Here is a 23,187-nt window from a genome sequence, read left to right as displayed (position 1 = left end):
GCAGGGCTGCGGCGACATCGGATTGGAGAGCAGGCGATGGGTCCACCGGTCGATCCGGTTCACGGCGACGACGTGCATCTCGACACCGCTGACGTCGTCATCATCGGCGGCGGCATCATCGGAGTGAGCACGGCGCTGTTCCTGGCGCGCAAGGGCCTGTCGGTCACCGTCTGCGAGAAGGGGCACGTCGCCGGCGAGCAGTCGAGCCGCAACTGGGGCTGGTGCCGCCGCATGGGTCGCGACCCGCGAGAACTGCCGCTGGTGGTCGAGGCGCTGCGCCTGTGGGGCGACATGGAGCAACTCGTCGGCGAGGACGTCGGTTTCCGCCGCACAGGCATCCTTTATCTGTGCCGGAACGACGGGGAGATCGCGCATCACGAGGAATGGCTGAAGCGCGCGGGCGATTTCGCGCTCGATACGCGGATGATCCGGGGCGAGGCCTTGGCCGCGCAACTGCCTGGGGCGCGAACGACCTTTAAGGCAGCACTCCACACGCCGAGCGACGGCCGGGCCGAACCGCAGAAGGCGGCACCTGCGATCGCCAGGGCGGCGCAGCGCGCCGGCGCGCGCATCCTGCTGCGCTGCGCCGTACGCGAGATCGACGTGGAGGGCGGCCGCGTGCGCGGCGTCGTCACCGAACAAGGGATGATCCGCGCGGGCGCCGTGGTGGTCGCCGGCGGTGTCTGGTCGAGCCGGCTATGCCGGCAGATCGGGGTGAAGCTTCCGCAACTCGCCGTGCGCGCTTCCGTCATGCGCACCGCACCGGTCGAAGGCGGGCCGGACGGCGCAGCCTGGACGGAAGGGTTCGCCTACCGCAAGCGGCTCGACGGCGGCTATACCATCGCCGACGGCACCACGAACCATCATGACATCGTGCCGGATACTTTCCGCTACTTCACCGATTTCCTGCCGATCCTGGCGCGCGAGTGGCGTGGCATCGGCCTGCGTTTCGGCAAGGATTTCTTCAACGGGCCAGCGGGATTTGCTCAATCCTCCGGGCCGGGCGAAAGCATCTATGAACGGCACAGGACGCTCGATCCGGCGCCCGCCGTCGGACTGCTCGCCCAGGCGCGCGCCAGGATGGAGGATGTCTTTCCGGCGCTGAAGGGTGCCGCCATCCTGCAGCGCTGGGCCGGCTATATCGACGCTACGCCCGACGCCGTACCCGTCATCGCGCCGGTCGCCTCCATGCCGGGGCTCGTCATCGCCACGGGGTTCTCCGGCCACGGCTTCGGCATCGGGCCGGCCGCCGGACGGCTGGCGGCCGATCTGGTGATGGGCGACCGGCCGCTCGTCGACCCAACGGCCTTCCGCTACGAACGCTTCATCGACGGGACAAGGCCTCGCCCGACGACGGGAGTCTAAGCAGACCATTCCTTGGCAAGCCAACGCATGGTCTGCTTAGGCCTTTTGTTTGTCGCAGATTCTTGTCGGAAAACCGTGGGACGCTTTTCCGGAATCTGCTTGGCGCACCGCACTTTCATTCGGACGCGCTGGGAATGTTCCGGTGCTGTATACGCGTCGGCCCGAAGATCGTTTCCAATCTTCGGGCCGATAGGTGAACCGGCCGCCCAGGGGGCGGCCGGTGAAGACCAACAAAACAGGATCAGAACTCTTCCCAACCGTCGGGATCAGGCTCGGCGACCCGGACGGCCGACTGGCGATGACCGCTGGACGACGTCTTCAGCGCGACCACCGGCGCCGGCCGCGCGCGCTCGGGCGCACGCTGGGCGGCGACCGCTTCGCGGCCGAGCCGAAACTGCCCGACCAGACGCGCGAGCTGTTCGGCCTCCTGGGTCAGCGAGTGGCTTGCGGCGGTCGATTCCTCGACCATGGCGGCATTCTGCTGGGTGACCTGATCCATCTGGTTGATGGCGACATTGACTTCGCTCAATCCGACCGACTGCTCATGCGCCGAGGTTGCGATCTGCGTCACGATGCCGGCGATCTCGGCGACCTGGGCCATCATCTGCTCGAGTGCGGAGCCGGTCTGTGCGACGAGGTCGACGCCTTTCTCGACCTGCTGGCCGGAGGCCGAGATCAGTTCCTTGATCTCTTTTGCAGCCTCGGCCGAACGCTGAGCCAGAGCTCGCACTTCAGAGGCCACCACGGCAAAGCCCTTGCCTGCCTCGCCGGCACGCGCCGCCTCGACGCCGGCATTGAGCGCCAGGAGGTTGGTCTGGAAGGCGATCTCGTCGATCACGCCGATGATCTGGCTGATCTGCTGCGACGACTTCTCGATTTCGGCCATGGACGCGACGGCCTCCCGCACCACGACACCGGACTTCTCGGCATTGCCGCGCGCCTTGGTTGTGAGATCGGCGGCCTGCCTCGCGGACTCGGCCGTCTTCTTGACCGTACCGGTGACCTCGCCGAGCGCGGCGGCGGTCTCCTCCAGGCTCGCGGCCTGCTGTTCGGTACGCCGCGACAGGTCGTCCGCCGCCTGGCTGATCTCGCCGGTGCCGGTGCGCATGCCGCCGATCGCGCCCGAGATCGTCGACATCGTCTCCTGCAACTGGGCGATCGCGTTGTTGAAGTCGTCCTTCAGCTTGCGGGATTTGGGCGCGAATTCAGCGGAGATCCGGTGACTGAGGTCGCCGCGGGCGAGGCTGGCAAGCCCGTCGGCGAGCGCGGTGATCGCGACATGGTCCTCGGCTGCATCTTTTGCCTTTCGCGCGTCGTTGGCAGCGCGTTCGTCCTCGATCAACTGGCGCTGCCGTTCAGCCTCTTCGGCCGACTGCATGTCGGAGACGGCGTTCTTGAAGACCAGCAGCGACTTCGCCATGGCACCGACCTCGTCGTCGCGGTCGCTCATCGGCACTTCCGCCGAAAGCTGGCCCGAGGAAAGGGCGGTCATGCAGCCCGTCAACATCGTCACCGGCTTCATGACACGGCGCTGAAGGATCGTGGCGGTGGCGACGACGGAGGCCAGCAGCAGCAGGCCAAGCCCTATCATGGCGAGGTTCGCCATATGCACCTTTCCTTGAGCGCCCGCCACCTCGGCCGCGGTGCGGGTCTCGATGGCTTCGAAGAAGGCGTCCACCGGTTTCATGACCGAGGCCTTCGCCTCATGATAGCCGGCCGAGTAGAGCAGTTCCTGGGCGCGCCCCAGGTCCGGCGCGGTGCGGCCGGTCTCCTTGCCGGCGCCGTCGCGGACGATGCCCTTGACGGCGTCCATCGCCTGGACTTCCAAATTGACGAGTGCATCCGACCGCTTCTGGGCTTCCTGGAGAAGGTCAAGCTCGGCCTTGGTGAAGCCGGCATCGGCCATGGCTTGCAGCAGTGCTTTCTTTTCGCCAGCGGGGCGCGGCGTGTCACCTTTGTTCAAGATGAGATCCCAGTAGATGCGATGTGGCTGCTGAGGGCGCGCCATCTCGCCATTGCGCATCTTGATGACGTCGAAGTACCATTCCTCGTATTTCGGGTTGCCCGTCGCCGCATAGGTGCGGACGAGACGGGTGAGGTCGTCCGAGCTCTGCCGCAACTCGTCCGCCAGCAGGTAGGACTCGTGCTGGGCCCGATAGGCGCGCTCGGCATCGCTCTGTGCGCGACCCTGGAAGTAGAAAGCGCCGGCAAGTGCCGCGATGCACACGAAGTTCAAAGTGACAAGCATGGTGAATATGCGCGCCAAAGGCGCGCGTTGGGAACGCACAGTCATTTTGGAAGAATCCCCCGACAGGTGTGACGTCTGAGGAAATAGCGGCGAAGCAATTAATTAACCTTGAATACAATGTGCTCATCTGCCTAAAATTTGTGCAACCGCGCAGCGTAGGCCGGCGCGGGGACAACCCCTCGTATAGAGGCCCTCTTTCGGGCATATTGTCCCAGGCCACGCGAGGGTTTGACCTCGGGCGCAAATCGTCTAGTACCTCGCCGGCATGAACAGCTTGATTGGACACGGCCGATGACCAACGTCGCCCTGACCGGGCTTGCCCGCGACCTCGCACGGCGGGCGGACGAGGGCCGACCGGTCCGTGTCGGCGTCATCGGCTCCGGCGAGATGGGCACCGACCTGGTGACGCAGGGCATGCTGATGCGCGGTATCGAGGTCTGCGCCATCTCCACGCGCCGTCCGCACACCGCACGCGACGCCATCGCCATCGCCTATGGCGACGAGGCCATGGCTTTCGAAGCCGCGACGGCGTCCAGGGTGACCGAGGCGATCGAGGGCGGCCGGATCGCCATCACCTCCAACGAACTGCTGGTCACCAATCCGCTGGTCGACGTGGTGATCGACGCGACAGGCAAGCCCGGCGTCGCCGCCGATTTCGACCTGATGGCGATGGAGAACGGCAAGCATCTGGTGATGATGAATGTCGAGGCCGACGTCACCATCGGTCCTTATCTGAAGAATGAGGCCGACCGGCTGGGCGTGGTCTATTCCGTGGGTGCCGGCGACGAGCCGTCGAGCTGCATGGAACTCATCGAGTTCGCTTCCGCTCTGGGCTACACGATCGTTTCGGCCGGCAAGGGCAAGAACAATCCGCTCAACCACGACGCCGTGCCGGACCAGTATCGCGAGGAAGCAGAACGCCGCAACATGAACCCGCGCATGCTGGTGGAGTTCGTCGACGGCTCCAAGACCATGGTGGAGATGGCGGCGATCGCCAACGCCACCGGCCTCGTGCCCGACGTGCCGGGGATGCACGGGCCCAAGGCCGATCGTGACGACATGGTCAAAGTGCTGATCCCCCGCGAGGATGGCGGCATCCTGTCGAAAAAGGGCGTGGTCGACTACACGATCGGCAAGGGCGTGGCGCCGGGCGTGTTCGTTATTGTCGAGGCCACCCATCCGCGCGTCATCGAGCGCATGGACGACCTCCATGTAGGGAAGGGGCCCTACTACAGCTTCTTCCGTCCCTATCACCTCACCTCCCTGGAGGTGCCGCTGACGGCCGCGCGCATCGCCCTCTACGGCAAGCCCGACATGGTGCCCCTGCCCAGGCCGGTGGCCGAGGTCTGCGCGGTCGCCAAGCGTGATCTGGCGGTGGGTGAGACCTTCGACGCCATCGGCGAGACCTGCTACCGCTCCTGGACCATGACGGTCGCCGATGCGCGTCGGCAGGGCGCCGTGCCGGTCGGGCTGCTCGAAGGCGGCAAGGTGCTGAAGCCGGTCAGGAAGGGCGAGTTGCTGACATCTGACAACGCCGCGCCCGATCCGACGACCAATCTCTTCCGGCTGCGCCGCAAGCAGGACGAGATGCTGTATGGGTCAAGCGCCTCCTGATCGACGCGTCGCTTCGCCCGCGATGCACCATGCGGGCTTACCTGCCGTTCTTGCAAGAAATTGATTGCCTACAGATCTGTGCGCGCGCAGAGCAGACACTGCGCATGCGCGAGAGGAGACCTTTACTGTCGCCGTCATGACAACTATCTTTCCCTGTATTGAAGCGCTGATGGCTGGGCAGAGATATGAACCTGCAGATAAGGGATCCGCGAGCTCATGAGCTGGCTCGCAGGCTTGCTGCGAAGCGCAAGATCTCGATGACAGAAGCAGTCATCGAGGCACTTCAGGCAGAGTTGAAGCGGGAAGACGTCGGCACGCCGCTGGCCGAGCGGCTCGCCGCACTGGCCGACGATCTGATGGCCAAGGCTGGCAAGGGCGGCGGGCGCGACATGAGCAAAGATGAAATCGACGAGATGTGGGGTCATCCCTGATGTTCGTCGACACTTCGGTGGTCGTCGCCATCCTCTCGGCCGAAGATGACGCAGCCTACTGGAGCGAGCGCATCGAGAACGCTGAAGCGCCGGTCACTTCGGCATTGGTGATACTCGAAGCGGCGATGCGGCTTTCGACGAAACTCAATGTCTGGCCGACGGATGCAGAGACGACGATCGCGGCCTTCCTTCGTGAAGCCGAGATTGATGTCATTCCGATCGACGGCAGTGATGCGAAGTTGGCCGTGCAGGCTTTTGCCAACTATGGCAAGGAACGAGGGCACCCGGCTCAACTCAATCTTGCCGATTGCCTTTCATATGCCTGCGCGAAGAATCGGGGCGTCTCGTTGCTCTATAAGGGCGACGATTTCTCACAAACCGACATGGCCTGAGGCAAAGCGGGCCCTACTTCCCCAACTCGATGGAGCGTTTGCGCGCCGCTTCGACCGCTTCCGTGACCAGCGTCTTCAGGCGATCCTGCCCCATCAGCACTGAAAGGGCTGCGGCCGTCGTGCCGTTAGGGCTGGTCACCTGTTCGCGCAGCCGGGCCGGGTCCTCGCGGCTTTCCGCCGCGAGCGTGGCGGCGCCGTAGACCGTCTGCATGGCCAGCAGCTTGGCGGTGGCCGTGGGCAGGCCGGCATTCTCCGCCGCGGCGGTAAGGCATTCGATGAAATGGAAGATGTAGGCGGGCCCCGATCCGGAAACCGCCGTCACCGCGTCCATCAGCGCCTCGTCGGCGATGACAGCCACCTCGCCGCTCGCCGAGAGAAGGTCGTTGACGAAGGCGCTGGTCGCTTCCGGCACGTGGCCATTGTCGACCACCACCATCATGCCCTTGCCGATCGCGGCCGGCGTGTTCGGCATGCATCGGATGATCGGCAGGTTCTTGCCGAGGATCTCCTCGAAGACGGCTATGCCCGTTCCGGCGGCGACGCTGAGGAAGGCGGTCTTGCCGTCCGCGAAACGCTTGTAGCCGGCCGAGACGTCGCGGATCGCCTGCGGCTTCACGGCGAAGATGACGAGATCGGGCGACACGCCTTGCGGAATATCTCCCGCGTCGGCCCCGACGGCCGCGCCGAGTGCTGAGGCGCGGCTGCGCAGTTCGGCATTGGGCTCGACCACCAGCACCTCGGCGGGCTGGAGCCTTGCCGATTGCAGCCAGCCCGAGAGCATGGCGTAGCCCATATTGCCGCAGCCGGCGAGAACAACCTTGATCGTCATCGATGCACCTCCGAAGCGGCTGAGATAGACCGTCTTGCCGCCCCGCGAAAGAGCGTTGCTCAAGACATTTGCGAGGTCCCTGAGGCGACAGGGAAACGGGCGGCGAGGCGCAGGCCGAGCACGCCGAAGACGAAGAACAGCCAGACGGGGTCGACGCGGCGGAAGAAGAAGGATTCCAGGAAGGCATTGAGCGCGGCGAACAGCGTGATCATCATGAAGAGATCGCCGAGATAGACGTTCTCCTTGCGTAGCGGGATCTTCATGTAGTCGCGCAGGGGCTCGATGAGGAAGGCGACGACCGCGATGACGAGCGCCGGCAGTCCCATGATGACGGCGATGTCGAGATAGCCGTTGTGGCCGTGGACGATGCCGCGGATATCCCAATCGCGGTCGAACGGCTGATCGGCCTCGGTGACGATCGGCGTGCCCCAGAAGCTCTCATAGCCGTATCCGGTCCAAGGCCGCCTGGCGATCATTTCTCCCGAAAACTCCCAGAGAGCCGTGCGGCCGGTATAGGTGAGGTCGGGGGCCAGTTGGTGGGCGAGCAGCTTCAGCGGCTCGATGAAGACGATACCCAGCGTCGCCAGCCCGGTGCCCGTGATCGCCAGCGCAAAAAGTACCGGCGTCATCAGGCGCATGCCGATCAAGCCGGGCAGGACGACGACCAGGATGGAGAGCGGCACCAGGCCCGCCGTCGTCTTGGAGCCCGTGTTCAGCATGAACAGCATAGCGGCACAGAACAGGAGCACGCCGCTGCGTCGCCAACCTCGGCGCAAGAGGTAGATGCCCGCGAAGCTGAAGCAGGCCATGACAGGGCCGGCGATGTTCTTGTGCGAGAACACGCCGCGCCACAGGCCCGCATGTTCGGGCTCCAGCGAATCCGCCGTGTGCTTGGCTTCGTTGGGAAAGACCACGAGGCCGGCCAGACTGAGCCCGATGATGAAGAAGCCCGCGAAGGCGATTGATGTGGAGAAGGAATCCGCGTCTCTCGGCAGGGTCAGCACGGCGCAGATCGCAGCGATGCCGATCAGCGTGAAAGAGGCCGCGCGCACGGCCGAGGGCGGGTCGGCCGCATTCATCACCGACAGCGCCAGGAAACCGAGCAGCAGCAGCCACCAGGGGCTGAGCAGAGCCGCCAGCCTGCGGCGGTCGGCAAGACAGAGCATCGAGAAGAGCGCTACTGCCCCCAGCGACCCGAAACCAAGCTGGTTGACGATGTCGCCGCCTGATGCCGCGACATCGTCGGCGATGCCGGCGCCGGCCGGCTGGAACGGCCGGAACGACATGACGACCACGGTCAGCATCAAGGCGGCGAGCACGGTCGCGGCTTTCGCCGCCGAGAAGCGCGCGCGCGTCTCAGTTCTTCTCAGGCTGGCGGTACTGTTCATTGGCATAGCCGAATTCGGCGAGCACGCGGCCGAGCGCCACATGGATCGGATAAAGCGCGATCGCCGGCGATCCCGTCTTCAGCAGCCTGGCGAGGCCGCGAACGGGCGATGCGGCCAGGAGAAGCAGGCTCTTGGCCGCGACGCGGGCGGCCCCGAACGGCGATCCGGCTCGCTTCTTCTTTTCGACCAGGGTCGAGATGACACCGTTGCGCAGGCCCCGGGCCTGGACCCAGTCAGCTTCCAGCCGCCGGGCCGGGATCGTTTCGCGCAGCTTCGCCTCGTCGCACCATGCCAGCCGGAACCCGGCCTCGGCAGCGCGGCTGAGGAAATCGGAATCGCCGCCGCCCATGAAGTTGAAGCGCAGGTCGAGAAAGGGCTGTTCCATCCGGGTCAGCACGTCCCGCGAGACGAGCAGATTGCCGGACGAATAGAGCGCCTTGACCGGTCCGCTCTGTCGATAGGGCGGGGCGAATACCGGATGGGTGGCCCATTTTTCGGAAGCCGCGTCCGGGAATACAGGGATCTGCGGGCCGCCGACGATCGCGGCGTCGAGGCGCTCGGCGGCGCCGCAGAGCTGCTCGAGCCAGTCGTGATCGGCGATCTCGTCGTCGTCGATCACGGCGATGTAGCGAAAGCGCGGGAACTCGGCGAGCGCGGTGCGCCAGCCGGCATTGTAGGCGCTGCAATTGCCGCGTTGATGCGCGACGATCAGGAGACCGGGCAGATCGCCACGCTCGAACAGCGGCGTTGCCGCCCGCGCTCCCGCGAGGCCCTCGGCGTCGTTCTCTATGAGGACGATGGCGAAGCGCCGCGCCGTCTTCTGATTCCGGATGGAGGCGAGCGTCGTCAGCACCTGATCCGGACGACGGAACGTCGGCACGGTGACCGCCACCTCGACCGCCTCTGTGTCGAGGTCGGGCGAGCGGGCCACGATCGAAACCGTTCCGTCAGTCGATATGGGATTCATCTGCTGGTCGCGCCTGTCGAGCTCGCCTCGCGGCGACAATAGCACGACGCTTCGTTTAGGATGCGTTAAACACCTTTTCATGAACAACCGTTGCTACCGGTTGACTTCCATCCTAGGTTGCCGGGCCGAGCATCGCGTTTAATCGACGGTTCACTGGCCTTTGCTACCGGAGTCGCACGGGACAGGGTCCAATGCATCTGGTTTTCGCCACTTCGATCGTACCTGATGGCGCGCCGTCGACAGGTTACGAGATCGCCAATGCCGCCATCATCGGCGCGCTGCGCCGCGTTGGCGTGCGCGTCACCGTACTCGGCTTCATTTGGCCGGGCAGGCAGCCGGCCGATCCCCAAGACACGGTGGTGCTGGGGGCTGTCGACGTGCGCACCGACACCGCGTCCGTGCCGCGCAAGCTCGCCTGGCTCGCCGGCGCGGTGCGCTCCGGCCTGACCTTTTCGTCGGCCAAGCTCAGGGTTGTCTCTCCCGAAGCCGTGCGGGCCGCCCTGAAGGGCATCGGCCCGGTCGACGGTTACATCCTGAACTCCGTGCAGTTCGCCGCGGCTTTCGAAGGGGTCTTCGACGATCGACCGTCGATCTTCGTGGCGCACAATGTCGAGCATCGCTCGGCCGAGGAGAACGCCGCCGCCTCCGGCAGCCTGTTCCAGCGCCTGCTGTTCTCACGCGAAGCTCGGCTCCTGAAGGAAATCGAGGACCGGCTCTGCCGCAGGGCGCGCTTCGTCTTGACGCTCGCCGAGGAGGACCGCGCAGCGCTCGGCGTGGCCGACGCATCGAAATCCGCTTTCCTGCCGCTCGTCACCCGTGACCGGTTGCCCCCGCCGCCGGCGCCACGCGCCATCGACTGCGACGCCGCGCTGATCGGCACCTGGACCTGGCAACCGAACCGCATCGGCCTCGACTGGTTCCTGAACGAGGTCGTCCCGCATCTGAACCCGGACTTTCGCATCCGCATCGCCGGCAGCATCGGCGGAAACGTTTCCAGCCCCCATCCCGGCGTGAGTTTCGTGGGCAGGGTGCCGGATGCTACCGAATTCGTCAGGTCGGGCGCGGTCGTGCCGCTGATCAGCACGGCCGGCAGCGGCGTGCAGTTGAAGACGATCGAGACCTTTGAACTCGGCCTGCCGTCCGTGGCAACCAGCCGGTCGCTTCGCGGCATCGACCGTCCGCCGGCCAACTGCGTCGTCGCCGACGAGCCAGAGGCCTTCGCCAGAGCTCTGGAGGAGGCGGTGTCCTTGCCGCTCCGTGACCTCGACGGACGCGGCTTCTTCGAAAGCCGTCGCGAGGCGCTCGATCACCAGATCGCGCTCGGGCTTCAGGCGCTCGACCCGGCAGCACCGAAGGTCCCCGCATGAACCTCCATGCCACGAGCGACGCCCTGGTTGCGCTGCCCGAACGCGACATACTGGGTGTCCAGGTGACCAGCGTCGATTGGAACGACGCCATAACCCTGCTGTGCCGGCTGGCGCAGGAGAGGACCTTCACCAAGATAGGGTTCCTCAATGCCCACAGCGCCAACATGGCCTATGTGGTTCCGGAATTTGCGGACGCGCTCGCCGATTTCGTCGTGCTGCCGGACGGCTTTGGCGTCGACATTGCCGGCCGTCTCCTCCATGGCGCGCCTTTCCCGGCGAATCTGAATGGGACCGACTTCGTTCCGGCCGTCCTGCAGGCCATGGATCCGCCGCAGAAGGTCGGCCTGCTAGGCGCCGAACGCGCCAATGTCGAAGCGGCCGCGAACAAGCTGTCGAGGCTCGCGCCGCATCACAGCTATGTCGTGATCGACGACGGCTTCTTCAGCCCCGACGAGGAGACCGGTGTCGTCGAACGCGTCGCCACGATCCGCCCCGACATATTGCTGGTCGCCATGGGCGTGCCGCGCCAGGAACTGTGGATCCATCGTCGGGTGACGGAAGACCACTGCACCATGGCGATCGGCGTCGGCGCCCTGTTCGATTTCCTGAGCGGGGCTGTGCCGCGCGCGCCCTACTGGATGAGGCGGAGCCGGCTCGAATGGCTGTTCAGGCTGGTCTTCGAACCCGGCCGGCTTTGGCGCCGCTACATCCTGGGCAACCCGCTGTTTCTCATGCGCGTGCTGCGGCAGAAGCTCCGGCAGCCGGAAACCGCTGCATGAGCAGCCTCCCCGTTTCTGTCGAGAAGGTCGGGCCGGGCGCCCTACCGGTGGAACAGAGCAACGCGATCGTCACGGCCAGCTATGCACCCGACTTCGAACGCTGCCGGCTGTTGTGCGAGACGATGGACCGCTTCGTCTCCGGCTTCTCGAAACATTATCTGCTGGTCGAGCGTGGCGACGTCGCGCTGTTCCGCGCCCTGGAAACGCCGCATCGTCTGGTCGTCGACGAGCGCGATCTCCTCCCGTCCTGGCTGCATTGCATGCCCGACCCGACGAGCCTCTTCCGGCGGCGCGTCTGGGTCAGCACGAAGACCAAGCCGCTGCGCGGCTGGCACGTGCAGCAGTTGCGCCGCATCGCGATTGCCGGGCATGCGCCGGAGGCGGTGCTGGTCTATGTCGATTCCGACGTCGCCTTCCTGAAGCCTTTCGATTGCTCGGCCTTCAGCCGCGACGGCCGGGTGCGGCTTTTCCGCCGCAACGATGTCCTGGACGAGGCCGACAGGCGCGAGCACGTGACATGGTCGCGCAATGCCGCTGCCGCGCTCGGCATCGCCGCGCCCGCGGTGTCACCGCACGACTACATCGCCACCTTGATCGCGTGGCGTCGCGCCACCGTCGCCGGCATGTGCCGGCGCATCGAAGACCAGACCGGGCGACACTGGGCCTCGGCGCTCGGCCTTCAGCGCCGCTTCTCCGAATGTATGCTTTATGGCCGCTATGTCGATGAGGTGATCGGCGGCGAGGGCCATTTCCCGGGATCGGAGGAATTCTGCCGCGTCCATTGGACCGGCAGCCCGATGTCCGATGCCGAATTCCAGGCTTTCATCGATGGCATGGCGCCCGAGCAGGTGGCGATCGGCATGCAGTCCTTCATCGGCACCGATCTTGGCCGCGTCCGCAGGCTGCTCGCGATGCTCTGATCAGGTCAGTGGCGTTTCGCCGGCCTGCCGAGCGCGGAGTAGGTGAGCACGGCCGAGAGCAGGTAGAGGGCAGCAAACGCGCCATTCAGCCACAGCACCAGTTCGGCGGTATCCGCGACCCGGTTCAGCAGCCAGATCAGGAGCAGGGCCTTGGCCCCGGCCAGCAGCGCCAGGTTGACGGCGCGCAGGGCGGTCTGGCCGCGCGCGAAGAGAAGTTCGGCCTGATATTCGACGAGGTTGCGCAGGCCAGGAACGAACAACGCCAATCCGACAAGGGGGGCCGCTTCGGCCACGTTGCGGCCGAGCGCGTTGGGAAAGAAATGGAGAAGCAGCGCCAGCGCCAGCAGCGCAACGGTCGAAACGAGGAAGACGCCGCCCTCGATGCCGGCCCGGACAGTCCGGCGTGCCAGCATGTCGGGCGCGCGCATCATCTTCTGGACCAGCATCATGCTGAAAGTGCGGATCGGGATCGCGGTGAGGTCGACCAGCCGCATGACGATGGCATAGATGCCGGCGAGGTGCGGCCCACCATAAGCAAGCACCACCAGCTTGTCGAACTCCATCTGCAGATAGAACAGCACCTCGGCTCCGGCGACATAAAGCGAATCGGGCAGCCGCCTCCAATAGAGCGCCATGCGCAGGCGCAGCCGCTGGCGCGGATGGAAGACCAATATCGCGACGGCGAGCGCGACGAGATTGGCGGCGAGATAGAGCCAGCACCAGGCGGCGAGATCGGTCCGGGGCGACAGGGCGAACAGCAGGGCCGCGCCCGCGCGCGTCAGCGTGCCGGTGATGACGAGCGTCGCCGCCCTTCCGAACCGGCCCATGCCATTGTTGACGATGACGACGACCTCGGCCGGCCGCCAGAGCAGGGCCTCGGCGACGACGACGAGGGCGAAGAGCGGAGGTGAGATGTCGCCGGAGAAGAACAGCAGGAAGACCAGCCAGGAGGCGGCCGCGAGTGCCGGGAGCGAAAGGACGCCGAGCGCGGCGAAACCGGCCGAAAAAGTGCCGATCAGCCGCGGCTTGACGGTGGCGACGCGATAGAGCGCGGAGATGAAGCCGAAGGCCAGGATGCGCGACAGCATGACGCCGGCGGCCGAGGCCGTGGCGAACAGTCCGAAATCGGCAATGGTCAGCGTGTTGGCGAGCGCGATGAAATAGATGAGCGAAAAGACGAGACGGCCGGCGGAGCCGCTGATGGCGGTGGCGTAGGCTTGCAGCGCGTCGCGCCGGCCCGACAGCAAACGCAGGAACCTCTTCATCTGTCCGGCGCTTCCGCGGATATTGGTCATGGGTGTTGGAACTCCGATTCTGTCCCATACGCGCCAAAGCTTAATAGCCGGTTCGGCTTGGCACCGAGCAAATCCGGCCGCGAAATTAACCTTTTGTTTCCCATGGCTGTTTAGCGTGGCTTAACGATTGGGGGACCGCGCCGGCGGTCGGCAGCCATTTCCGGAAGTGCAGGGATCATGTCCAACGACGGTCGAGATCGAAGGAGACGAGCCGGCTCGCTGCTTTCGTTCGGGAATGCGACGCCGGAAGAGCGCGGCGGTGATCGCCCTGGTCCGCAGCCGCGACGCGATGCCGGGCAAAGCCCGTTGCTCGCCGCCTTGGCCGAGGCGGACCGGCGCGCGGCCGAGGAGGTTGCGGCCAAGGCCGAGCCGGCGCCACGTCAGTCCGACCGGAAGATCGAGCCCGTCTCCCGTGCACCCACCCTGCGCGAGCGACTGCTTGGCCGTCCGCCGTCGAGCGGCTGGGGGAGCGAAGCGGACGAACCCGCGCGAGAAAGCGCGGCGCCGGCGCCGGCGCCGCAGCCGATGCCCGCTGCCGCCCAGCCGCGCATGGCGGACGAACCCTCCAACGAGCGGTACGCTTCACGCCTGATCGAGGAGCGCGACGAGGAGATCTGGCGGCCGCTGATCGACCCGATGAAAGTCATCATGGGGATCGTCAACGCCAGGCGCCTGATAGCCGCAACGACTGTGCTCGGTGCCCTGCTGGGCATCGCGGTTGCGCTGTCGACGCCGAAGAAATACGAGGCGGTCGCCGAGATCCTCTTCGATCCGCGCGACCTGAAGCTGGTCGACCGCGAGCTTACCCAGTCGGGCCTGCCGTCGGACGCGACCCTCGCCCTGGTCGAGAACCAGGTTCGCGTCATCACATCAGGGTCCGTGCTCAACAAGGTCGTGGACAAGCTCAATCTCGCCGACGATCCCGAATTCAACGGCCAGGGCTCAGGCGGCCTCGGCAGCGTCTATTCGGAACTCCGTTCGCTCTTGTCGCGCAGCGATGCGACGGCCGCCGGCGATCGCAAGCGCAGGCTTGCCGTCGAGAATCTCGCCGAAAGCCTCAGTGTGGAGCGCGGAGGCAAGACTTTCGTCATTGTCGTAGCGGCGAAGACCCGCGACCCGGAGAAATCCGCGCTGATCGCCAACACCGTCACCGACGTGTTCCTGCAGACATCGGGGGAACTTCAGGCCGGCACGGCCGGCCGCGCCGCCGAAGAGCTCAACGCACGCCTCGACGAATTGCGCAGCGGCGTCGAGGCGGCCGAGCGCAAGGCGGAGGCCTATCGCGCCGAGAACGACCTCATCGATGCCCAGGGCAGGCTGATCACCGACGACGAAATCCTCAGGCTGAACGATCAGCTTGCCGTCGCCCGGGCCCGCACGCTCGAATTGAACGCAAGGGCGGCGTCGGGCAAGGATATCGACGTCAACGACGCGATCGGCGGCGGCCTGCCGGAGGAGATGAACTCCAACGTCATGACCGAACTGAGGTCGCAATATGCGGCGTTGAAGGCAGAGGCCGACCGGCTGGCCGTGCGGCTCGGGCCGCGCCACCCCGACAGGATCGCAGCCGAAGCCCAGCTCGACGGCGCCAGGGGCAGGATCGCCAACGAACTCAGGCGTATCGTTGCGTCGAACCAGACGGAATTGAGGCGCGCCGTCCAGCTCGAGCAGGAACTGTCGACACGGCTGGCGCAGCTCAAGGTGCGCCAGGGCACGGTCAGCGACGATCTCGTGACCTTGCGCGAGCTTGAGCGGGATGCGGCGGCAAAGCGCGCCGTCTACGAGGCTTTCCTCCTGCGCGCCAGGGAGACGGGCGAGCAGAAGGATATCAACACCGCCAATATGAGCGTGATCTCGCGGGCCCTCGCCCCGCTGACGCCGCTCGGTCCGTCCCGTTCGATGATCGTGCTCGCCGGAGCGCTGCTCGGCTTCATGGCCGGCGTCGGCCTTGGCGGCGCGCGCGGCGCCTGGCAGAGTCTTCGCGAAAACACCGCGATCCGGCCGCGACCGAACCGTCCGATCCCACCGGCCGATGGAGCGGCGCAAGGCGGGTTGCCGCCTGGGCCGCCTGACCCCCGCGACCCTGGTCCGCCTGGTCCGGGGCCTGTCGAGCCGGTGAGGGAGCGGCCTGTTCCCAACAGCGGCGAGACGTCCCGCGTAGCCGCGCGCCGGTCCGGCGCGGCGGGCGACGGTCGCCCGTCCGGCTGGCTGCAAGCTTTCCGGCGCGCGAATCTCGATCGCGGCCAGCCTGTCGCCGCGCCCGCGCCCTGGTTCCCTCCGAAGCCACAGCCGGTCGCGCCGGCCCGGCAGTTCGTGTCCCAGGCGATGGCGCAAGCCCAGCCATTCCCGTCTCAGCCGGTCGCCTATGCGCAGCCTCTCGTGGCGACGTATCCGGCGACGTTGGCGTATCCGGCCACGCAGCCATGGACGCAGCCGATGCCGATGGAGCCGGTCGCTTATCCCCACGCCTATTCCGCGCAGGTCGCGCCGCAGCCTTCTGCGAAGTCGGCGGCGCGGTCGTCGCATCATACCGCCGGCGACCCTTGGCCGGTTGCGGCGCCGAACGGCATCGACGAAATCCGCGACAGCCTGCGCGATTTCCGCGAAGCGCTGCACGATCTCGCCGAAAGCCGGGCGCGTCGCCGCGCCGGCTGAGCGGCCGGGCTTGCGAGTTTACGTCACGGGACGGCGCTCAGGCGGGATTGCCGTGGCGATTTTTCGCCATTATGCGGCCTCGGTGGAAGAACGATCGGGGTCGCACACATGACGCACATCATCGATGGCAAGGCGGTCGGCGAGGAGGTCGCGGACAAGGTCAAGAGGCTGACGGCCGAGTTCGTCGCGGCGGGCGGCGTGACGCCCGGCCTGGCGGTGGTCATTGTCGGCGAGGATCCGGCGAGCCAGGTCTACGTCGCATCGAAGTCGAGGAAGGCCAGGGAATGCGGCTTCCATTCGGTCCAGCATACGCTGCCGGCCGACACGCCCGAAGCCGACCTGCTGAAGCTGATCGGCGAGCTCAATGCCGATCCCGCGATCCACGGCATCCTGGTCCAGCTCCCGCTGCCGGCGCAGATCGATTCGGGCAAGGTGATCCAGACGATCGCGCCGGAGAAGGACGTCGACGGTTTTCACTTCATCAATGTCGGCAAGCTCGGCGCCGGCGCTCTCGAAACCGCCTTCGTGCCCTGCACCCCGGCCGGATGCATGCTGCTCATAGAGCGTGTCCGCGGCAAGGATCTGTCGGGGCTGAACGCGGTGGTGGTCGGCCGTTCGAACATCGTCGGCAAGCCGATGGCCAACCTGCTGCTCGCCGCCAATTGCACCGTGACCATCGCCCACAGCAGGACCAGGGATCTGCCTGCGCTGGCGCGCACGGCCGACATACTGGTCGCGGCCGTCGGGCGGCCGGAGATGGTGCGCGGCGACTGGGTGAAGCCGGGCGCCACCGTCATCGATGTCGGCATCAACCGGATTCCCGCGCCCGAGAAGGGCGAAGGCAAGTCGCGGCTGGTCGGCGACGTCGCCTATGCCGAGGCGGCCGAGATCGCCGGTGCGATAACGCCGGTCCCCGGCGGGGTCGGCCCGATGACGATCGCCATGCTGATGGCCAACACGCTTGCCGCGGCCCATCTGGCGGCAGGCCGCAAACGTCCGGAATTCTGACCATCCCTACAGCGTGTCGGGGTGAATTCACGCGACACGCCGTAGGCCCTCGATCCAGCGCATGTCTTTTTCCCTAAACCGCCGGACACTTTCGGAAGACATGCTTCAGATGCCGCCACCGCACGGTCTTGCGCAACGCTCGCGTTTCTGGTGAGCATGCCGCCACCGCCGCACGGCTTTGGGAGAGGTTCGGAAAGCCGGTCATGACCGCCACCATTCAAGGCAGCCGGCATTTCGCCTTCCTGCTGGTCGACAAGTTCTCGATGTTCTCGCTCGCCGCGGCGATCGACACGGTGCGCTCGGCCAACCGGCTGGTCGGCCACGACTTCTATTCCTGGACGACCGTCTCGCCCGACGGCGAAGCCGTCATGGCCTCCAACGGCCTGCCGCTGAAGGTCGACTACAGCGTCGCCGACATCCCGCCGGTCGACATCCTCTTCGTTTCGCTCGGCCTGACCACCGAGTTTCCAGGCAAGAGCAAGGTGCTCGCGGCCTTGCGTAGCTGGGGCCGCCGCGGCGGCGCGCTCGGCGCGCTGTCGGTGGGCTCCTACCTGCTGGCTGAAGCCGGGCAACTCGAAGGGCATCGCTGCACCATCCATTGGGAGAACCGCGCCGGCTTCATGGAGCGCTTTCCCGATATCGAATGCACCGGCAACGTCTTCGAGATCGACCGCAAGCGCTATACCTGCGCCGGCGGGACGACCTCGATCGATCTCATGCTGGAGATCGTGCGCGGCGACTTCGGCGTCAATGTCGCCAATTCGGTGGCCAATCAGTTCCAGCACGAGCGCATCCGCTCGGCCCAGGACCGGCAGCGGGTCGGGCCCGAGCGCGACCTGACCGGCAAGTCGGAGAAGCTGAGGAAGATCGTCGAGCTGATGGCCGACAATCTCGACGAACCTTTCTCCGCGGTCGAGCTCGCCAAGTCGGCGGGGCTCTCCGTGCGCCAGGTCGAACGGCTGTTCCTGCGGCATCTCAACGTCACGCCCGGCCGCTACTATATGCGGCTGCGGCTCGAACGGGCGCGCGAGCTGCTGCGCCAGACCAACATGCCGATCCTCGACGTGGCGATCGCGACGGGCTTCACCTCGCATTCCTATTTCGCGCAGAGCTATCGCCTGCAGTTCGGCCGCCCGCCCTCCGAGGAACGGCGCACCACCTATTGAAGGGCGATCAGGTCCCCTCGGGGTCTTCACCCTCGCCCGGCGTCGGGCCGGTTGCCGGCTCGTCGGGGGCGAAGGCGGAATCGGGAAGCAGAGCGAGCGTTTCGGCGGTGCGGCGAATGTAGCCGCGCGCGGCTTCTTCAGCCCGCTGCGCATCGCCGGCGAGCACCGCCTCGGCAATCGCGCGGTAGTCGGCGAAGCGCTGTTCCGGCGGCAGCCTCAACTGGGCCCGCACCAGATGCACCTGGATGCTTGGAAGGAGCCGTTCCACCTCCCGGTTCCCGCCAAGGCGCGTCATGGTCCGGTAGAAGCGGTTGCGGGCGCGCACCAGCTCGTAGGAATCGCCCTGCCGCTCGAAAGCCAGAAGCGTGTCGAGGCTCTCCCTGAAGCCGTCGCCGGCGCCGGGTGTCGAGATGTTCTCGGCCGCCTGGCGCGCCGCGAGCCCGACCATCAGTTCCATCACCAGGAGCACGTTGCATGCGTCGATGCGCGAGAGCTGGCGGATCTGCGCGCCGCGAAAGGCATGTGTGACGGCAATTCCTTCCGCCGCCAGCCGCTTGATCGCCTCGCGCACCGTGCTGCGGCCGACGCCGTAGCGCCGCATCAGGTCGGGCTCGACGAGCCGCTGGCCGGCAGCGTAGCGGCCTTCGTAAAGACCGCGCACGATGTCGCGCACGATCTGGTCGGATGAACTCACGATGCCGGTCGATGCGCTGTCAGGGCCGGCTCTCATCGACGCAGCTTCCATGTCTTGTCCCATCGGCCAAGCCGGCCTTTGTCCCTCGCCACCGGAATAACCCGCTGCCACCCGGTTCAACAAGGGGCGGAGACGAGAGCCGTCGCCGATAACCTGCACTCGGAGCGCCGGCCGTTACTCCATCTACTCTCGGAGCTTTTCCAATCACTGTCTATCAAAATCGTCTGACGATATTGCCAGATGAAATGAACCGCTTTATTCATGTCCCCCGGACATGGGTCGACCTTCCGACCACGGTGTCGAGGCTTGTGCTTTCGAGGAGGATGGCGTGACGGCATTCGAAAAAACCGAACGGACAAAGGATCTGGAAGCTCGGCTGTGCGCTTTCATGGATGCCCATGTCTATCCCAACGAGCAGCGCTTCTTCCAGGAGACGGAGGACCTCGGCCCCTGGCGGGTACAGCCGGTCGTGGAGGAACTGAAGGCGCGGGCCAAAGCCGAGGGGCTGTGGAACCTCTTCCTTCCGCAATCGGATCTCGGCGCCGGCCTCACAAATCTCGACTATGCGCCGCTCTGCGCGATCATGGGCCGGTCGCACCTCGCCCCCGAGGTCTTCAACTGCTCGGCCCCCGACACCGGCAACATGGAGGTGCTGGAGCGCTACGGCACCGAGGAGCAGAAGCGCCGGTGGCTCGTGCCGCTTCTCGCCGGCGAGATCCGCTCGGCCTTCGCGATGACCGAGCCGGCGGTCGCGTCGAGCGACGCCACCAACATCGAAAGCAGCATCCGTCGCGAGGGCGACGAATATGTGATCAACGGCCACAAATGGTACACGACCGGCGCGACGGACCCGCGCTGCAAGATCGTGATCTTCATGGGTAAGACCGACCCCGACAATCCCGACCGCTACAGGCAGCAATCGATGGTCCTTGTTCCGACGGACACGCCAGGCGTGACGGTGCGGCGGTCGCTGCCCGTCTTCGGTTTCTACGGCATGCCGGATCGTGCTTCGGAAGTGCTCTTCGAGAATGTGCGCGTTCCCGCCTCCAACATCCTGCTGGGCGAGGGCAGGGGCTTCGAGATCGCCCAGGGAAGACTCGGACCGGGACGCATCCACCATTGCATGCGCCTGATCGGCCTGTCGGAACGCGCGCTCGAAAGGATGTGCGTGCGCGTCCAGCAGCGCACGACCTTCGGCAAGCCGGTGGCGGACCAGTCGGTGACGCGCGAGCGGATCGCCGAGGCTCGCATCATGATCGAGCAGGCACGCCTGCTGACGCTGAACGCAGCCCAAAGGATGGATACGGTCGGCAACAAGGCGGCCAGGGCCGAGATCGCCATGATCAAGATCGCAGTCCCGAACATGGCCTGCCAGGTGATCGACTGGGCGATACAGGCCTTCGGCGGCGGGGGTACGAGCAACGATTTCGGGCTCGCTTCGGCTTATGCGCTGGCGCGCATGCTCCGTCTCGCGGACGGCCCCAACGAGGTGCATCGCGACCAGCTGGCCCGATTCGAACTGAAGCGCGTCAATGCGATCGCGCCCGGAACACAGGGGATCGATAACTGGCGGCCGGCTCTGTCGGCGAAGGCCCTGAACGAAGGGCGTGGCTGGTAAGTCGCCGCCTTCCGAACGGACCAGCGCGTTTTTCGCTACGAAAACGATTCCGGTTTTCGGACCGATGCGATAGCTTGCCGGCAGAATCCATCTCGCGGGGGAAAAATGATGGCAGCGGTATTTCGCGTGATAGTCGGTCTCCTGGCGCTGGCGATGACGGCTGCCGTTTCACATGCGGCCGACAAGGCCATCATCGTGCTCGATGCCTCGGGTTCGATGTGGGGCCAGATCGACGGCAAGCCCAAGCTCGAAATTGCCAGGCGGACATTGCGCACGGTTCTGCAATCCGTCCCGGCCGATATGGAATTGGGCCTTCTGGCCTACGGCCATCGCGAGAAGGGGAACTGCGCCGACATAGAACTCGTCGTCCCGCCCGCGGCCGGCAGGGCGGATGCCATCGCGTCGGCGGCCGACAATCTCAAATTCCTCGGCAAGACGCCGCTGACGGCCTCGGTCAGGCAGGCGGCCGAGGCATTGCGCTATACGGAAGAGAAGGTCACCGTCATCCTCATCACCGACGGGCTGGAAACCTGCGAGGCCGACCCCTGCGCGGTCGGCGGGGAACTGGAGCAGTCGGGAATCGACTTCACAGCCCATGTCGTCGGCTTCGGCCTGACGGCGGAGGAAGGCAGGCAGGTTGCCTGTCTCGCCGAGAACACCGGCGGCAAATACATCCAGGCTTCCGACGCGAGCGCGCTCGAGGAGGCGCTGGTGGAGACGGTCGTTGCGGAACCCGCGCCCGAACCGGCGCCGGCCACGGTGCCGGCCAAGCCCGAGCACAACTTCGTGCCGCAGCTGGTGCTGGCCGAAGGCGGCGAGCCGCTCAGCGATGCCGGCAATGCCTACGAGATCCACCGGGCAGACGCGGCGGGCGGCAAGGGTGAGCGGGTCGCGACGGAGTACAATGATTACAAGGGCGATCTCGACCCGGGTGACTATGTCGTCGTGGCGCGCCTTGGCGAAGCCTCGGCCGAGCAACAGGTCAGGATCGAGGAGGGCAAGGTCGCGGAGCCGGTATTCGTGCTCAACGCCGGGACGCTGGTCGTCCGTCCGCTGGCCAGCGCGGGCGCGGAAGTGAGCGATGCGGCACAGGTGGTCGTCGATCATCCGGGCGAGGGAGAGGCGATCGGCTACGGCGAGACGAGGATCGTCGTGCCAGCCGGTGAGCAGAAGGTCACCGTGAGGCTCGGCGAGGGAGAAGCGACAGAAACAGCCATGGTCGAGGCCGGCGGGATCGTCGAGAGGGATGTCGTCGTCGGTGTCGGCCGTGCGCTCGTCAACGCCTTCTACGTGCCGGGCATGAAGGTCGAGGAGGGCGGACTCGCCCTCAATATCTACAAGGCCGCGAAGCGGATCGACGGTAGCCGCGAACAAGTCTCTTATGCCTACGGTCCAGACGGGAAATTCGACCTGCCGCCAGGTGACTATACAGCGGTCGCGAAGCTGGACGAAGCGCCTGCCGAGCAGGATTTCGCCGTGAAGGCCGGGCAACTCGTCGAGGTCGGGGTGACGCTGAACGCCGGCGTGCTTGCGGTTTCGGCGCCGGGCGCCAGGCATATCGAGGTGTTCGCGGCCAAAAAGGACCTCCAAGGCAAGCGCAAGGAGTTCGGCTACGCTTATGCCGAGACGCACCAGACCACGCTGCCGGCCGGCGACTACGTCGTCGTCGTGGATCGCGGCGACGATGGCGAAAAGAAGGAAGCAAGCGCGACGGTGAAGGCAGGCGAGCGGGTGGAAGTGGCGGTGCCTTGATTGGCGAACATGGCCGGCGGCTCGCTCAAGCCTCGGCAGGCAAAAGTTCTACACTCGCGCCGGTCATGGCAAGCAAACTCGCCGCTTGGCGGTCGAAGGTCACGAAGGACGCCCCTCCAAGCCTGCGCCCTTCGAACGCGGCCACACCGTCGGCAAAATCACCGCCGGCATTCATGATTGCGAGCCCGGCCTCGACGGTGGGCCTGTCCATGACGATGTTGGGTGTTTCGAGCATCGCGCGAAGAAGCGACAAAATATCGATCCGCGACCTCTTGTATCCTTGGCGAAGGACCCAGACGAACTCGCACAAGGTCGGCAGGCTGATCGCAACGATTTGCGCGCCCTGCAATGCTGCCTGAGCGTGCGGGCTCTGGGAAGGGTGGTCGTCGAGAAAGGCGCGAAGCAGAACGTTTGTGTCTGCCGTGATTTTCATCGACGCTTTGCCCAGCCGTCGACGATGATCTTGTCGATTTCGTCGAGGGACAGAGGTGCCTCTTTCTCCTTCTTCAAGAAACCGAAAAGCCTCTCGATCGAATTATCGGCCTTCTCCGCCCTGATCGAAGCCTTTCCATCCGGCAGGAGTTCGACCGAGATTTTTTCGCCGGGCCCCACGCCAAGATGCTTAAGGAGTTCTTTGCGGAGCGTCACCTGTCCTTTCGCGGTAATGGTCAAGGAGGGCATCGCCAGCGTTCCATGTTT

The 23,187-nt window shown here is 65.8% G+C and carries 20 protein-coding genes; 12 read left to right on the top strand and 8 right to left on the bottom strand.

Going from position 1 to position 23,187, the window contains the following annotated elements; all coding sequences use genetic code 11:
• Window positions 1–36: 36 nt before the first annotated feature.
• Window positions 37–1,365 carry an NAD(P)/FAD-dependent oxidoreductase gene (locus JN302_RS32060; RefSeq protein WP_202330346.1) on the top strand — a complete coding sequence of 443 codons (1,329 nt, stop codon included), beginning with the start codon at window positions 37–39 and terminating at the stop codon, window positions 1,363–1,365.
• Window positions 1,366–1,606: 241 nt separating this feature from the next.
• Here the strand turns inward: JN302_RS32060 and JN302_RS32055 are convergent, their stop codons facing one another.
• Window positions 1,607–3,658, bottom strand: coding sequence for a methyl-accepting chemotaxis protein (locus tag JN302_RS32055; RefSeq protein WP_202330345.1), 2,052 nt, complete (start codon window positions 3,656–3,658; stop codon window positions 1,607–1,609).
• Between the two features lie 246 nt (window positions 3,659–3,904).
• Here JN302_RS32055 and JN302_RS32050 point away from each other — a divergent pair, with 246 nt between their 5' ends.
• From JN302_RS32050 to JN302_RS32040, 3 genes are all read left to right on the top strand, one after another.
• Complete coding sequence (locus tag JN302_RS32050) at window positions 3,905–5,227, top strand: NAD(P)H-dependent oxidoreductase (protein WP_202330344.1); 1,323 nt, start codon at window positions 3,905–3,907, stop codon at window positions 5,225–5,227.
• A 185-nt stretch (window positions 5,228–5,412) separates the two neighbouring features.
• Window positions 5,413–5,658 carry a type II toxin-antitoxin system VapB family antitoxin gene (locus JN302_RS32045; RefSeq protein ID WP_202308478.1) on the top strand — a complete coding sequence of 82 codons (246 nt, stop codon included), beginning with the start codon at window positions 5,413–5,415 and terminating at the stop codon, window positions 5,656–5,658.
• Window positions 5,658–6,050: a type II toxin-antitoxin system VapC family toxin gene (locus JN302_RS32040; RefSeq protein WP_202308476.1), complete on the top strand. Its 393-nt coding sequence runs from the start codon at window positions 5,658–5,660 to the stop codon at window positions 6,048–6,050. Before JN302_RS32045 ends, JN302_RS32040 begins: the two co-directional genes overlap by 1 nt.
• Window positions 6,051–6,063: 13 nt before the next feature.
• Here JN302_RS32040 and proC read toward each other — a convergent pair whose 3' ends face one another.
• Genes proC through JN302_RS32025 form a run of 3 tightly spaced genes read right to left on the bottom strand, consistent with a single transcriptional unit; the run spans window position 6,064 to window position 9,234 of the window.
• Window positions 6,064–6,879 carry a pyrroline-5-carboxylate reductase gene (proC, locus tag JN302_RS32035; RefSeq protein WP_202308474.1) on the bottom strand — a complete coding sequence of 272 codons (816 nt, stop codon included), beginning with the start codon at window positions 6,877–6,879 and terminating at the stop codon, window positions 6,064–6,066.
• 59 nt (window positions 6,880–6,938) lie between these two features.
• Window positions 6,939–8,267, bottom strand: coding sequence for an O-antigen ligase family protein (locus JN302_RS32030; RefSeq protein WP_202330343.1), 1,329 nt, complete (start codon window positions 8,265–8,267; stop codon window positions 6,939–6,941).
• Window positions 8,236–9,234, bottom strand: a complete 999-nt coding sequence (locus JN302_RS32025; protein ID WP_202334523.1) for a glycosyltransferase family 2 protein — start codon at window positions 9,232–9,234, stop codon at window positions 8,236–8,238. Before JN302_RS32025 ends, JN302_RS32030 begins: the two co-directional genes overlap by 32 nt.
• A gap of 191 nt (window positions 9,235–9,425) precedes the next feature.
• On the opposite strand from JN302_RS32025, the gene JN302_RS32020 reads away from it, so the two are divergent.
• Genes JN302_RS32020 through JN302_RS32010 form a run of 3 tightly spaced genes read left to right on the top strand, consistent with a single transcriptional unit; the run spans window position 9,426 to window position 12,300 of the window.
• Complete coding sequence (locus JN302_RS32020) at window positions 9,426–10,601, top strand: glycosyltransferase (protein ID WP_202330342.1); 1,176 nt, start codon at window positions 9,426–9,428, stop codon at window positions 10,599–10,601.
• Entirely contained in the window at window positions 10,598–11,380 is a 783-nt protein-coding gene (locus tag JN302_RS32015; RefSeq protein ID WP_202308466.1) for a WecB/TagA/CpsF family glycosyltransferase, read from the top strand. The genes JN302_RS32020 and JN302_RS32015 overlap by 4 nt, the downstream gene beginning before the upstream one ends.
• Window positions 11,377–12,300 carry a DUF6492 family protein gene (locus JN302_RS32010; protein WP_202308464.1) on the top strand — a complete coding sequence of 308 codons (924 nt, stop codon included), beginning with the start codon at window positions 11,377–11,379 and terminating at the stop codon, window positions 12,298–12,300. Before JN302_RS32015 ends, JN302_RS32010 begins: the two co-directional genes overlap by 4 nt.
• 5 nt (window positions 12,301–12,305) lie before the next feature.
• Here JN302_RS32010 and JN302_RS32005 read toward each other — a convergent pair whose 3' ends face one another.
• Window positions 12,306–13,595 carry a lipopolysaccharide biosynthesis protein gene (locus JN302_RS32005; protein ID WP_202308462.1) on the bottom strand — a complete coding sequence of 430 codons (1,290 nt, stop codon included), beginning with the start codon at window positions 13,593–13,595 and terminating at the stop codon, window positions 12,306–12,308.
• 306 nt (window positions 13,596–13,901) lie between these two features.
• Here JN302_RS32005 and JN302_RS32000 point away from each other — a divergent pair, with 306 nt between their 5' ends.
• The 3 genes from JN302_RS32000 to JN302_RS31990 all read left to right on the top strand — a co-directional run bounded on the left by JN302_RS32000 (window position 13,902) and on the right by JN302_RS31990 (window position 18,424).
• Window positions 13,902–16,250, top strand: a complete 2,349-nt coding sequence (locus JN302_RS32000; protein WP_342215888.1) for a GNVR domain-containing protein — start codon at window positions 13,902–13,904, stop codon at window positions 16,248–16,250.
• 108 nt (window positions 16,251–16,358) lie between these two features.
• Window positions 16,359–17,258, top strand: a complete 900-nt coding sequence (gene folD, locus JN302_RS31995) for a bifunctional methylenetetrahydrofolate dehydrogenase/methenyltetrahydrofolate cyclohydrolase FolD (RefSeq protein ID WP_202308458.1) — start codon at window positions 16,359–16,361, stop codon at window positions 17,256–17,258.
• Window positions 17,259–17,461: 203 nt separating this feature from the next.
• Window positions 17,462–18,424, top strand: a complete 963-nt coding sequence (locus JN302_RS31990; RefSeq protein WP_202308456.1) for a GlxA family transcriptional regulator — start codon at window positions 17,462–17,464, stop codon at window positions 18,422–18,424.
• 7 nt (window positions 18,425–18,431) lie between these two features.
• Here JN302_RS31990 and JN302_RS31985 read toward each other — a convergent pair whose 3' ends face one another.
• Window positions 18,432–19,154, bottom strand: coding sequence for a GntR family transcriptional regulator (locus tag JN302_RS31985; RefSeq protein WP_202308454.1), 723 nt, complete (start codon window positions 19,152–19,154; stop codon window positions 18,432–18,434).
• Between the two features lie 352 nt (window positions 19,155–19,506).
• Here JN302_RS31985 and JN302_RS31980 point away from each other — a divergent pair, with 352 nt between their 5' ends.
• Both JN302_RS31980 and JN302_RS31975 read left to right on the top strand, forming a co-directional pair.
• Entirely contained in the window at window positions 19,507–20,736 is a 1,230-nt protein-coding gene (locus tag JN302_RS31980; protein ID WP_244846725.1) for an acyl-CoA dehydrogenase family protein, read from the top strand.
• A gap of 108 nt (window positions 20,737–20,844) precedes the next feature.
• Complete coding sequence (locus JN302_RS31975) at window positions 20,845–22,488, top strand: vWA domain-containing protein (RefSeq protein WP_202334522.1); 1,644 nt, start codon at window positions 20,845–20,847, stop codon at window positions 22,486–22,488.
• 25 nt (window positions 22,489–22,513) lie between these two features.
• On the opposite strand, the gene JN302_RS31970 is transcribed toward JN302_RS31975, so the two are convergent.
• Window positions 22,514–22,921 (bottom strand): type II toxin-antitoxin system VapC family toxin, encoded by a 408-nt coding sequence (locus JN302_RS31970; protein WP_202308448.1) that lies wholly within the window; start codon window positions 22,919–22,921, stop codon window positions 22,514–22,516.
• On the bottom strand, window positions 22,918–23,169 hold the full coding sequence (locus JN302_RS31965) for an AbrB/MazE/SpoVT family DNA-binding domain-containing protein (RefSeq protein WP_202308446.1): 252 nt from the start codon (window positions 23,167–23,169) through the stop codon (window positions 22,918–22,920). The genes JN302_RS31970 and JN302_RS31965 overlap by 4 nt, the downstream gene beginning before the upstream one ends.
• Between the last annotated feature and the right edge of the window lie 18 nt (window positions 23,170–23,187).

The organism is Mesorhizobium sp. L-8-3 (assembly GCF_016756615.1).
GTDB lineage: Bacteria > Pseudomonadota > Alphaproteobacteria > Rhizobiales > Rhizobiaceae.
The sequence above is the reverse complement of the archived record's forward strand: the minus strand, read 5'-3'. Positions and strand labels throughout refer to the sequence as shown.